The 13671-nt window shown below is 33.3% G+C and carries 10 protein-coding genes; 8 read left to right on the top strand and 2 right to left on the bottom strand.

The window, feature by feature from the left end; genetic code table 11:
* Window positions 1-113: 113 nt before the first annotated feature.
* Window positions 114-2090, top strand: a complete 1977-nt coding sequence (locus tag BLV91_RS14690; protein ID WP_091434624.1) for an alpha-ketoacid dehydrogenase subunit alpha/beta — start codon at window positions 114-116, stop codon at window positions 2088-2090.
* Window positions 2091-2161: 71 nt separating this feature from the next.
* Window positions 2162-3910: a DUF885 domain-containing protein gene (locus tag BLV91_RS14685; RefSeq protein ID WP_091434621.1), complete on the top strand. Its 1749-nt coding sequence runs from the start codon at window positions 2162-2164 to the stop codon at window positions 3908-3910.
* A 350-nt stretch (window positions 3911-4260) separates the two neighbouring features.
* On the opposite strand, the gene BLV91_RS14680 is transcribed toward BLV91_RS14685, so the two are convergent.
* A complete protein-coding gene (locus BLV91_RS14680) occupies window positions 4261-5154 on the bottom strand; it encodes a LysR family transcriptional regulator (RefSeq protein ID WP_091434620.1) in 894 nt (297 codons plus the stop codon).
* Between the two features lie 97 nt (window positions 5155-5251).
* Here BLV91_RS14680 and BLV91_RS14675 point away from each other — a divergent pair, with 97 nt between their 5' ends.
* On the top strand, window positions 5252-5845 hold the full coding sequence (locus tag BLV91_RS14675; protein WP_091434618.1) for an NAD(P)H-dependent oxidoreductase: 594 nt from the start codon (window positions 5252-5254) through the stop codon (window positions 5843-5845).
* Window positions 5846-5847: 2 nt separating this feature from the next.
* Window positions 5848-6138 (top strand): putative quinol monooxygenase, encoded by a 291-nt coding sequence (locus BLV91_RS14670; protein WP_091434616.1) that lies wholly within the window; start codon window positions 5848-5850, stop codon window positions 6136-6138.
* A gap of 58 nt (window positions 6139-6196) precedes the next feature.
* Here BLV91_RS14670 and BLV91_RS14665 read toward each other — a convergent pair whose 3' ends face one another.
* Entirely contained in the window at window positions 6197-7741 is a 1545-nt protein-coding gene (locus BLV91_RS14665) for a hypothetical protein (RefSeq protein ID WP_091434614.1), read from the bottom strand.
* 154 nt (window positions 7742-7895) lie between these two features.
* Between BLV91_RS14665 and BLV91_RS14660 the strand changes: the two genes are divergently transcribed.
* Genes BLV91_RS14660 through ilvB form a run of 4 tightly spaced genes read left to right on the top strand, consistent with a single transcriptional unit; the run spans window position 7896 to window position 13669 of the window.
* Entirely contained in the window at window positions 7896-9071 is a 1176-nt protein-coding gene (locus tag BLV91_RS14660; protein ID WP_091434706.1) for a 2-isopropylmalate synthase, read from the top strand.
* 20 nt (window positions 9072-9091) lie between these two features.
* Window positions 9092-10210 carry a 3-isopropylmalate dehydrogenase gene (leuB, locus tag BLV91_RS14655; protein ID WP_091434612.1) on the top strand — a complete coding sequence of 373 codons (1119 nt, stop codon included), beginning with the start codon at window positions 9092-9094 and terminating at the stop codon, window positions 10208-10210.
* Between the two features lie 50 nt (window positions 10211-10260).
* Window positions 10261-11934, top strand: coding sequence for a dihydroxy-acid dehydratase (ilvD, locus tag BLV91_RS14650; RefSeq protein ID WP_091434611.1), 1674 nt, complete (start codon window positions 10261-10263; stop codon window positions 11932-11934).
* 40 nt (window positions 11935-11974) lie between these two features.
* On the top strand, window positions 11975-13669 hold the full coding sequence (ilvB, locus tag BLV91_RS14645; RefSeq protein ID WP_091434609.1) for a biosynthetic-type acetolactate synthase large subunit: 1695 nt from the start codon (window positions 11975-11977) through the stop codon (window positions 13667-13669).
* The last annotated feature ends 2 nt before the right edge of the window (window positions 13670-13671 follow it).

The following is a 13671-nucleotide window of genomic DNA, read 5'->3' as shown; positions in this document are numbered from 1 at the left end:
GAATATATTTAAATTAGAATTTTAAAAGTTATAAACAAAACAAAATAATATAACAATTTAGGCCGATACTGTTATATTTTTTTATCTTTGAAATGCGAATTAAAGCCCAACAAATGAAATTTGAAAGACAAAATCTTACTGACGAAACTTTATTAGATTTATACAGAAGAATTCTAAGGCCGAGGCTTATAGAGGAGAAAATGCTAATCCTAATTCGGCAAGGAAAGGTATCTAAATGGTTTTCAGGAATAGGACAAGAAGCTATTGCAGTGGGAGTAACCGCTGTTTTAGATAAGGATGAATACATTTTGCCTATGCACCGAAACTTAGGTGTATTTACAGGAAGAGATATTCCACTTTACCGTTTATTCTCGCAATGGCAAGGAAAAGCTAATGGTTTTACTAAAGGTAGAGATCGAAGCTTTCACTTTGGGACACAACAATATAAGATTATTGGAATGATTTCGCATTTAGGTCCACAATTAGGTGTGGCTGACGGAATTGCATTAGCCAATAAATTGAAGAAAAACGGTAAAGTAACTGCCGTTTTTACTGGAGAAGGAGCTACATCTGAAGGTGATTTTCATGAAGCATTGAATATTGCTTCAGTTTGGGAATTACCAGTTCTATTTGTTATAGAGAATAACGGTTACGGTCTTTCGACACCTACAAATGAGCAATACCGTTGCGAAAATCTAGCCGATAAAGGGAAAGGATACGGAATGGAAAGTCATATTGTTGATGGTAATAATATCTTAGAAGTATATAATTTATTATCAGAATTGAAATCTTCGATGAAGATTAATCCGCGTCCCGTTTTATTGGAATTTAAAACCTTTAGAATGCGTGGACATGAAGAGGCTAGTGGTACTAAATATGTCCCTCAGGAATTAATGGATCAATGGGCAATTAAAGATCCTGTAGAAAATTACAGAACATTTTTAAAAGAAAATAAAATACTTACTGAAGAGTTTGATGAAACTTTACGAAGTGAAATTAAGAAAGATATTGACGAAAGTTTGGCTATTGCCAATGCTGAGCCTGAGATTGAAGCTTCATTAAGTGAAGAATTAAATGATGTATACAAAACTTTTGTATTTGAACAAGTTAAGCCTACAGAAGAAAAAGAAAAAATACGTTTTATAGATGCTATTTCCAGTAGTTTAAAACAATCTATGGAACGTCATGAAAACTTGGTTATTATGGGACAAGACATTGCTGAATACGGTGGTGCTTTTAAAATCACTGATGGATTTGTAGCACAATTTGGAAAAGAACGTGTTATAAATACTCCAATTTGTGAGAGCGCCGTAGTCTCTGCAGGAATGGGATTGTCAATAAACGGATATAAAGCAATTGTCGAAATGCAGTTTGCTGACTTTGTCTCAACTGGTTTTAATCCAATAGTAAATTTGCTGGCCAAGTCACATTACCGTTGGTTAGAAAATGCGGATGTTGTGGTTCGAATGCCATGCGGTGGCGGAACCCAGGCAGGACCTTTTCATTCTCAGACTAACGAGGCTTGGTTTACCAAAACTCCTGGACTGAAAGTAGTTTATCCTGCTTTTCCTTATGATGCTAAAGGCTTGTTGAACGCTTCAATTAACGATCCGAATCCGGTGATGTTTTTTGAGCACAAACAATTATATAGAAGTGTTTACCAAGAAGTACCAAAAGACTATTACACTTTGCCATTAGGGAAAGCGGCTTTATTGAAAGAAGGAAATGAGGTAACTATCATATCTTTTGGAGCAGCAGTACATTGGGCTTTGGATACCTTAGAAAAAAATCCAGAAATTTCAGCTGATTTATTAGATTTAAGAACGTTGCAACCCTTAGACACTGAAGCTATTTTTGCATCTGTGAAGAAAACGGGAAGGGTGATTATTTATCAAGAGGATTCTATGTTTGGTGGTGTTGCCAGTGACATTTCAGCAATGATTATGGAGGAATGTTTTAAATATCTGGATGCTCCAGTAAAAAGAGTAGCCAGTTTAGATACCCCAATTCCATTCACCAAAGCACTAGAGGATCAATATTTGCCGAAAGGCAGATTTGAAACAGATTTAATGGCACTTTTAGCTTATTAATAATTTAGAATAAAAAATGCCGTTCACTGAGCGGCATTTTTTATATCTTTATTTTTCTGAATTAACTACACATGAAAAAAATATTTGTTTCGATTTTATTTTCCATTTTGCTGTTTTCATGCAGTAAAAAAGCAGAAACGATTGATACCAAAGTACTGAATGAACAATTTGATAAATATAAAGAAGGGTTTGTAATAGGTCTTTGGGAAATAAATCCAGATTGGGCAGCCAGTCAAGGTTATCATAAATTGGATAGTGTACTAGTAGTTTCGGATTCCCTAGGTATAAAAAAGGAGCTCGATTTTTCCCATGCTCAATTAGATTCGTTGCAGCATTATTCCATTGATGATCTTTCGGATAATAATATAATTGATTATTACATTATAAAAAATCAGTTACAAAGCTCTATTTTTAGAATAGATAAATTAAAATCATACCAATGGAACCCAGCTGAATATAATGTTTGTGGTGCTTTTGCTGAGATATTAAATGGAAAATATGACTCTTTAGATGTGCGACTGCATAGTTTTTACTTAAAAATGAATGCAATTCCAGCTTATTATGAGGCCGCAAAAAGTAATATTAAGAATCCTACCTTAGAGCATACTTCCCTAGCAATCGACCAAAATTTAGGTGGACTATCTGTTTTTGAAAAGGACTTGCTTATCGCTTTAGGCAAAAGTAAATTAGCTGAATCTGAAAAAAAAGCAATAAAAAATAGGTCTAAAGTAGCTATAAACGCAATTACAACTTATGCTAATTGGTTGAAGGATTTGGACAATTTAAACCCGCGTTCCTTTAGAATTGGGGAAGATTTGTATAGAGAAAAATTCAACTTGGACATACAATCAAGTTATAAAGCCGATACCATATTTAAGAAAGCGGTTGATCATAAAAAAGAACTGCATAAAAAAATGTTTGTTTTGGCTGATAAATTATGGCCAAAATACATGAAAACGGAGCCTAAGCCCCTGGACAGTTTAGTAGTTATTAAAACGGTTATAGATAAGATTTCGTTGCAACACACTACCGCTCAAAAGTTTCAATCAACAATAGAGAAGCAAATTCCGGAATTGGTTACATTTATAGAAGAAAAGGACTTACTCTATATTGATCCTTCAAAACCTTTGGTTGTGCGCAGAGAACCAGACTATATGGCTGGTGTTGCTGGAGCATCCATATCAGCACCTGGACCATATGATAAAAATGCAAATACCTATTATAATGTAGGGAGCATGAAAGGGTGGAGCACTGAGAAATCAGAAAGCTATTTAAGGGAATACAATGATTATATATTGCAAATTCTAAACATTCATGAAGCGATTCCGGGGCATTATACTCAATTAGTATATAGTAATCAATCACCAAGTATTATTAAATCAATTCTTGGAAACGGAGCTATGGTTGAAGGTTGGGCTGTTTATGCGGAATTGATGATGTTAGAAAACGGATACAAAAACTCAGACGAAATGTGGCTGATGTATTATAAATGGAATTTGAGAACAACATGTAATACCATTTTAGACTATGGAGTTCATGTTAAGAACATGAGTCAGGATGATGCAATGAAATTACTTACTGTAGAGGCATTTCAACAAAAAGCAGAGGCTGAAGGCAAATGGAAAAGGGTAACATTATCGCAAGTGCAATTGAGCTCCTATTTTACTGGATATACTGAAATATATGAATTTAGAGATTTGTTGAAGAAAGAACAAGGAGCAAATTTTAATTTGAAACAATTCCACGAAAAATTTCTAAGTTATGGTAGTGCTCCTGTAAAATACATCAAAGGATTAATGTTGAAAGAGCTCAAAAAATAATTACATTTTTTGAGCTTAGTTACTTTTATAATTCTAAAATTGGCCTAATATCCAATATAGAATTATAAATAAAAGAATCGTCCCAAAGCATCCTCCGCCTAATTTTTTGGCACCGTAGCCCGCAATAATTGTTTTGAAAAAACCATTCATATCTTTTTTGTTTAAATATTTTTATAAAAATAATCTTTTATTAAATACGAAAAATAAGAACTGTAAATCTTGAAACAAAATGCTATAATATTGATAATTATGGATTTTGAAACCACGAATAAGGAAAAATACGAATCTCATTAATTCTGATAAATTAATTCGTGTTAAATATTAAACTTTTAGCGTTAACTACTTTATGTTTAGTTTAATTCTATGAAAATTTGTTTAATCTTCTGGATTTCTTCTTCATACATTGTTTTCTTTCTGGTGGCGAAATAGAGTATGTTTGTTAGCGGAGTTTTTCCTTCCCAGATGAGTTTTATTAATCCGCTTTCGATTTCTTTTCGGCATAAAAAATCAGGAACTACTGCTAATCCCTTTCCACTGCTTAAACAACGGACAATAGAATTTAAATTTGGAACAATATAATTGGGTCTGAAATCGGGGTGTTTATTAAAATTTAACTGCCAAAAATGCCTCAAATGTTCCATGTCTCCTGTCGTTCCATACCATTTTTGTTGTTTTAACCATTGTTCTAATTCAAGTACACTTGCCTTTTTTTCAATGTCGTTAAATTCAGTAGTATCAATTTCATTACCACCAACAAGCACAATTGTTTCTGATGAAAATTCTTGGTATTCAATCCCATTTTTAACCACCATTTGAGGCGTAATTATTAAATCTAAAATTCCTTTTTCGAGGTTTTCCACCATATCAGGATATTCACCAAATTGAATGATAACGTTAAATGGCAAACTCGAAATATACTGTTCTAAAGTAATTTGGAAAGTTTCAAAACACATTCCAATACTGATTGTCGGTGTATTCTTCTCGGTACTTTTTTGAAAGTTTTTTTCGGCCTCTTCCAGTTTAGCTAAAGGCTCAATAATAAAATTATAAAGAACCTTTCCCTTTTCTGTAGGAACCATTTTTCTTCCTGTTCTGTCAAATAACTTATAGCCTACATAGTTTTCGAGTGCGCTTAAATGCAAACTAACGCCCGGTTGTGATATAAACAGTGCTGCTGCGGCTTTTGTTAATGTTCCCGTTTTATAGACTTCTTTAAAAGTGCGATACCATTCTAGATTTACCATTACTATTATATTTATGATGCAAAGGTATGATTTATATTATTTTAATTATAGTAATTGAGGTTTTACCTTTGCAAGATCAAATTAAAAGAAAATAGTTATGACAAAAATATTTATAATTAATGGTGGACAAAAGTTTGGCCATTCAGGAGGTAGATTTAACGAAACCATTGCAAATGAAACTTTAAATTTCTTTGAATCCAACACAGGTTTTGAAGTTAGAGCAACTAATATAAATGATGAATATGATCCGGCTGAAGAAGTAGCTAATTATGTTTGGGCAGATGTCATTATTTACCACACCCCAATCTGGTGGTTTCAGTTGCCGCATGGCTTCAAAAAGTACATTGATGTTGTCTTTACTGAAGGGCATGCTAAAGGAATCTACAAAAGTGATGGAAGGTCTTCTGCTAATCCTACAATTAACTATGGTACAGGCGGAATGCTCCATGGAAAAAAATACATGGTAACTTCTTCTTGGAATGCTCCAAAAGAAGCATTTACTTTAGCAGGGGAATTTTTTAATCAACGTAGTGTTGATGATGGTGCATTATTTGGATTTCATAGAATGAATGCTTTTACCGGAATGGAACCCTTAGAGAGTATCCATTTTCATGATATTGAAAAAAATGCTGATATCGAAAAAGACCTTGGTTTGTATCAAAAGCATTTAACAAAACTATTTTTAAATTAATTATGAAAATACATTTGACAGTAATACTAAAAAGTAAAACAGAAAATATTGAGCTCTTTGCAAGTAAATTAAAGGAATTAGTGACTCAGTCTACAAAAGAAGCGGCTTGCCTGCAATATGATTTACATCAAAGTAAAGAAGATCCTAGCATTTTTATTTTCCACGAAACATGGAAGGATAAAGAAGGACTTGATAATCACAATCAACAAAGTTATATTCAAGAGTTTTTTGCGACTGCAAAAACACTTTTAGAAGTAGAGCCTATAGTTTACAGCACTTCGAGAGTAGCATAAATATCTTTCAAAAAATAAAAAGCTCCTTCTGACAATTGCGGAAGGAGCTTTTTATATATTATCTATTATTCAATTTAGCTTTATCTCTTATGATATCACTTATTCTTCGGTTTTCGATTTTACTTTCGAGCCAAGAAATAATGTCCAAGTAAAGGAAAGCTCTTTTCTCATAGGTGTTTTTCTCTAATTCGATAAAACGTTCCCTCATTTTTATAAACTCCTTTTTAATATCACCTGGGTATAATGTATTTAGATTTTTCAAAAAGCGAATAATTTCTTTTTGCACCTCTTGCAAATCATTCATTTTTAATAAAAATTTATAGGTACTTTTAAGTTGGGACTCCAAATTAAAATCTTTACCCATTTCGTAATGGACAATTAAATAAAGAAGACGCGCAAAACACATTAGATCTTCACGCATGATAAGATTTTTATTGTTTATTATTTTTTCCAAATAATAAATAGACTCAGCGTACTTTTCTGTTCCAAAATAAATACAGGCAATTTTATAATAAAACATCATCTCATGATGCTCATCAAGATGTTCGCTATGCAGTTTTATCTTTTCTAAGATTTCTGGAATCAAATATTCACTTTCATCAAATGAGCCTTCCAGAATGTGATAGTTTAATTTATTATTGTACAAATAAAGGAATGACAGCGATGCAATATTATCATTTACAGGAAAGCGAGGATCTGCAATCGTCTTCTCAAGTAGAAGGAGGTATTTTTTGAATTTTGATTTGTATTTTAACATAAACAACGATTCTAATAAATAGTGATTTCCTTTTATGAAAAACACAGGATTTAGAAAAATCATATTTGGATTATCATAGAAAAGAGTCACCCATTTATAGGCATATTTATAACTCCCCAAAAAATCCTGTACCAGAAAACTGCGCCAAAGGTTAGCATTGTAAAACCAGTATTTTTCTCGGAAACCAAACTTCTCCTCGTCAAATTTCGAAATGTGCTTGTTAAAATAGTCGTCTATATATTGATATTCTTCGTCGCTTTTTACATAACCGGTTTTTAACATGATTCCGTACAACTGTAAGGAAAGATTAGACAGTTTACTCGAAATAGTGTTGCGATAATTTAATTCTTTGGCTTGAATGACTAGTTCATCTGCACGACCTTGAATACTTCGGGTGATGTACTGTGATTCGATTAATTTTTCAAATTCAACAATTTCAAAAGCCATATACTTTTCGTCATTTTCTAACGCTAGTATTTTTGTCTTATCTAATATTTTAAGACTTTGTTTGTAAAGTCCTTTATTGTATAAAATAGTTGCAAAATCAATCTGCTCTCTCAGCTGATATCGAATGTTTTGACTCGGAATATTCAATCGAATACTTACCAGAATTTGCTTATATAAATAGTGCTTTAAATTTGATAATTGCACTTTTTTGATGATGCCACTTTTCAATATAATTTTCTCATCATAGACTTCTGATTTGTCTAAAATGTTAAATAATTCTATAAATTTTGTATTTGAACTTGTCTCAAGTCGGCTTGCAAAAATCTTAAATTGTCTTTTTTCAGATTTTGAAAGCGATTTTATTAATACAAATAAGAAATCTTTTTGATGGTTAGCCATTGTAGAATATAGAAGCTTAATTCATTGTAAAACAATAGTTTACAAAGTTTTTAGTTGTTTTATGAACAGTATATTTCGTTAAATTGAGTTTTATTTTAATCTAATGAAATCTAAATTTGTTATTGAGACGTGAAATTACATTAAATAAATGAAAATGAATAGAGAGAAAGTCCAAATTTTTGATACCACTTTAAGAGATGGAGAACAGGTCCCAGGATGTAAATTAGATACCAAACAAAAACTCGTTATAGCAAATCGACTGGATGAAATGGGTGTTGATATTATTGAGGCAGGCTTTCCCGTATCTAGTCCAGGTGATTTTTTATCTGTTTCTGAAATAAGTAAAATTGTAAAAAATGCCACTGTTTGCGGATTGACTAGAGCAGTTAAAAATGATATTGATGTAGCAGCTGCGGCCTTAAAGCATGCAAAAAAACCACGTATACACACAGGAATTGGTACTTCAAATTCACATATAATACATAAATTAAATACAACTAGAGAAGATATTATTGTTAGAGCAAAATTTGCTGTGGCACATGCTAGATCTTATGTTGAAGATGTTGAATTTTATGCAGAGGACGCAGGTAGAACTGATAATGATTTTTTAGCGCGAGTCTGTGAGGAAGTAATTAAATCAGGTGCTACGGTATTAAATATTCCAGATACTACTGGATATTGCTTGCCAGAAGAATACGGTGCAAAAATAAAGTACTTAAGAGAGAATGTAAAAGGGATTGAAAATGTAATTCTTTCTTGTCATTGTCATAATGATTTAGGTATGGCAACTGCAAATTCTATTGCAGGAGCTGTAAACGGAGCAAGACAAATAGAATGTACTATAAATGGAATAGGAGAGAGAGCTGGAAATACAGCACTTGAAGAAGTGGTAATGATTTTCAAACAACATCCTTACTTAAATTTATATACTGATATAGATACAAAGCAATTAAACGAAATGAGTCGTTTGGTTTCTGAAAGCATGGGAATGATTGTACAGCCTAATAAAGCTATAGTAGGAGCAAATGCTTTTGCACATAGTTCAGGAATTCATCAGGATGGTGTAATAAAAAATAGAGCTACTTATGAAATCATGGATCCTCTTGATGTAGGTGTTAATGAATCTTCAATAGTACTTACTGCCAGAAGTGGTAGAGCTGCATTAGCATATAGAGCTAAGAAAGTGGGTTATGAACTTACAAAAGTGCAATTGGATATTGTATATGTAGAGTTTTTAAAATTTGCAGATATTAAAAAAGAAGTGATGGATGATGATATTCATCAAATAATTGAAGTTTGTAAAATAGAAAGTGATTTAATTAGAAATTAACAGCCTTTATACCTAATTCTATGAAGAAATTAAAAATAGCCGTTTTAGCAGGTGATGGGATAGGACCAGAGGTGATTTTGCAAGCCAAAAAAGCGTTAGGTGCCATCGCATTAGTATTTGGTCATGAGTTTACTTTTGAAGATGCTTTAATTGGAGCAGTCGCAATAGAAAGAACAGGGAAACCGTTACCGGACCAAACCTTAAATTTATGTAAGAACACTGATTCTATTTTGTTTGGTGCCATTGGTGATCCAATGTATGATAACGATCCAGAATCTAAAATTCGTCCTGAACAAGGTTTACTAAAACTTCGTAAGGAATTGGGTTTATATGCTAATATTAGACCTATAAAAGCATATCCAAAATTAATGGATGCCTCTCCTATAAAAAAAGAAATTCTTCAAGGAACTGATTTTATAATTTATAGAGAATTAAATGGAGGAATGTATTTTGGTAAAAAACATTTAAACGAAGAAGGAACATACGCTTCTGATCTTTGTGAATATAGCGAAGAGGAAATTTCCAAAATAACACATTTGGCATTTAAATCAGCGCAAGAAAGACGCAAAAAATTAACATTAGTAGATAAAGCTAATGTATTAGAAACGTCTCGCTTGTGGAGAAAAGTAGTTCAAAAAATTGCTAAACAATATCCAGATGTAACTGTAGATTTTCTATATGTAGATAATGCAGCCATGCAACTAATATTGAACCCAAGACAATTTGATGTTATATTGACTGATAATTTGTTTGGTGATATATTATCAGACGAAGCTAGTGTTATTGCAGGTTCTAAAGGATTAATGGCATCAGCATCTGTAGGTGAAAAATATTCACTTTTTGAACCTATTCACGGGAGTTATAATGAAGTGAAAGATAAAAACTGTGCAAATCCAATTGCTTCAATTTTATCAGCAGGGATGTTATTAGAACATTTTGGACTAATAAAAGAGGCTTTAACCGTTTTTCAAGCAGTTGAAAAAGCAATAATCAATCATATTGTGACCATAGATTTAAAAGTGGATTCTAAATTTGGAACTAATGAAGTGGGCGATTATATAGCAAACTATATATTAGAAAAAGGCGATTTGTATTTTAAAATGGACAACGTCAATTTAGGACAATCGACTATTGTTTAAAGCTTACTAAAGATTAAAATAAAAGAAATACTTATACAAATAGATACATAATGGAATTAAATAAATACAGTAAAACCATAACTCAAGATGAAACTCAACCAGCAGCACAAGCTATGTTGTACGGTATTGGTTTAACTGAACAAGATTTAAAGAAAGCACAAGTTGGTATTGTTAGCATGGGTTACGAAGGGAATACCTGTAACATGCATTTAAATGATTTAGCCAAAGATGTTAAAGCAGGTGTTTGGAAAGAAGATTTAGTTGGTTTGATTTTTAATACCATCGGAGTTAGTGATGGTATTTCAAATGGTACTGACGGAATGCGTTTTTCCTTAGTATCTAGAGATGTAATCGCAGATTCTATCGAAACTGTAATGGGTGCACAATGGTACGATGGTTTAATTGCTATTCCGGGTTGCGATAAAAATATGCCAGGTTCTGTAATTGCAATGGGAAGAGTAAATCGCCCTGCTATTATGGTTTATGGAGGTTCTATTCATTCTGGTAAATGGAAAGGGGAATCATTGAATATTGTTTCTGCTTTTGAAGCATTAGGAAAAAAATTTAGTAATACGATTGCTCCTGAGGATTTTAAAGGAGTTATTCAAAATGCTTGTCCAGGAGCTGGTGCTTGTGGCGGAATGTATACTGCCAATACAATGTCATCGGCTATTGAAGCTTTAGGTATGAGTTTGCCATACAGTTCATCTAATCCAGCACTTAGTGAAGAGAAAAAACAAGAATGTGTTGATGCAGGAAAGGCAATTAGAATCTTGTTAGAAAAAGATATAAAACCTAGAGATATCATGACACGTAAAGCATTTGAAAATGCGATTACCATGGTAGCTGTTTTAGGAGGATCAACAAATGCGGTTATGCACTTAATTGCAATGGCTCATTCAGTTGATATCGAGATTACACTTAAAGATTTCCAAGATATCAGTGATAAAACACCGTTGCTAGCCGATTTGAAACCAAGTGGTAAATACTTGATGGAAGATCTACATGAAGCTGGTGGAGTTCCTGCAGTAATGAAATATTTATTAAAAGAAGGATTGCTGCACGGAGAATGTTTAACTGTTACCGGAAAAACATTAGCTGAAAATTTAGCTAGCGTTCCAGATTTAAATGACGGACAAGAAGTAATACACGAAATTCAAAAAGCGTTAAAAGCGACTGGAAATATCCAAATTCTTTATGGAAATCTTGCAGAAGAAGGATGTGTTGCTAAAATTAGTGGAAACGAAGGAGAGTATTTCGAAGGAGATGCTATTGTTTTTGAAAACGAATACGATGTAATAACTGGAGTTCGTAACGGTGATGTAAAACCGGGTAATGTAGTCGTCATCAGATATTGTGGACCCAAAGGAGGGCCAGGAATGCCTGAAATGCTTAAACCAACGTCAGCCATTATGGGTGCAGGTTTAGGTAAGAGTGTAGCTTTAATTACTGATGGTAGATTTTCTGGTGGTTCACATGGTTTTGTTGTAGGACATGTTACACCTGAAGCTTTTGATGGTGGTGGAATTGCACTTGTACAAAATGGGGATATTATCACTATTGATGCAGTCAAAAACACAATCAATCTAAAAATTTCTGATGAAGAGTTTGCAGCAAGAAAAGCAAATTGGGTTCAACCCGAATCAAATATTAAAAAAGGAGTTTTACTAAAATATATCAGATCAGTTTCAAGTGCTTCAACAGGATGTGTAACTGATAAATAAAGCGAAGAGTGTAAGGCTCAAAGCCAATAAATTTTAATCAATGGGAACAAATAAAATATCAGGCGCTGAAGCCGTTATTAGATGCTTATTAGAAGAAGGAGTAGATTTGGTTTACGGTTACCCAGGTGGTGCGATTATGCCAGTTTATGACGAATTATATAAATTTAAAGATCAATTGCATCATGTATTAGTACGCCACGAACAAGGTGCAACACATGCTGCTCAAGGATTTGCAAGAGCTACTGGGAAAGTTGGAGTTGCAATTGCTACTTCAGGGCCAGGAGCAACTAACCTAGTTACAGGTATAGCTGATGCGCAAATCGATTCAACTCCCATGGTTTGTATTACGGGACAGGTTGGAAAACATTTATTGGGTTCTGATGCATTTCAAGAAACTGATATTATTGGGATTTCGACTCCAGTAACAAAATGGAATTACCAGATTACTGAGGCTTCTGAGATTCCAGAAATCATGGCAAAGGCATTTTACATAGCTCGATCAGGGCGTCCAGGTCCGGTTTTAGTAGACATTACTAAAAATGCACAATTTGATGAATTGGATTTCAGTTATGAAAAATGTACTGGAATTAGAAGCTATGTAGCGTATCCTAAATTAAAATTAAAAAAAGTAGAAGCTGCTGCAGCTTTAATTAATAATGCCAAAAAACCGATGATTGTTTTTGGTCAAGGTATTATACTTGGTCAGGCTGAAGCATTATTAAAAGAGTTTATTGAAAAATCAGGAATACCTGCTGCATGGACTATTTTAGGTCTTTCGGCATTGCCTACTGATCACCCACTAAATGTAGGGATGCTTGGTATGCATGGTAACTATGGTCCTAATGTATTGACTAACGAATGTGATGTTTTAATTGCGTTAGGGATGCGTTTTGATGACCGTGTAACAGGAAATTTAGCTACTTATGCTAAACAAGCCAAAGTGATTCACTTTGATATTGACCCTGCGGAAATCGATAAAAATGTAAAAACAGATGTAGCGGTTTTAGCTGATGTTAAAGAATCTTTGGCGGCTATTATTCCTTTAATCGAAAAAAGAGCACACGAGTCTTGGCATAATGAATTCAAGAAATTATATCAAATTGAGTTAGATACAGTAATCAATGATGAGTTAGCACCTAAGAAAGAAGGTATTTCTATGGGAGAAACTATTGAAATGATTAATAAACATTCAAAAGGAGATGCTATTATTGTTCCTGACGTAGGTCAACATCAAATGTTTGCTTGTCGTTATGCAAAGTTTAATCATTCTAAAAGTATCATTAATTCAGGTGGATTAGGTACTATGGGATTTGCTTTACCTGCTGCAATTGGTGCCAAAATGGGAATGCCAGAACGTGAAGTGGTTGCTATTATTGGTGATGGTGGTTTTCAAATGACCATTCAAGAATTAGGAACTATTTTTCAAACCAAAGTTCCTGTGAAAATTGTGGTGTTGAACAATGAATTTTTAGGAATGGTGCGCCAATGGCAGCAACTGTTCTTTGACAAAAGATATGCTTCGACAGAGATGACAAATCCTAACTTTATTGCTATTGCCGAAGGATATTATATCAAAGCTAAAAAGGTAACTAAAAGAGAAGACTTGGATGCAGCTGTAGCCGAAATGATGGCGTCAAAAGATTCATACTTCCTTGAAGTTATGGTAGAGAAAGAAAATAATGTATTCCCAATGATACCTACAGGAGCATCCGTTTCTGATATCAGATTAAGTTAATA

The sequence above is a fragment of the Flavobacterium degerlachei genome, assembly GCF_900106645.1.
Taxonomy (GTDB): Bacteria; Bacteroidota; Bacteroidia; order Flavobacteriales; family Flavobacteriaceae; genus Flavobacterium; species Flavobacterium degerlachei.
The sequence above is the reverse complement of the archived record's forward strand: the minus strand, read 5'-3'. Positions and strand labels throughout refer to the sequence as shown.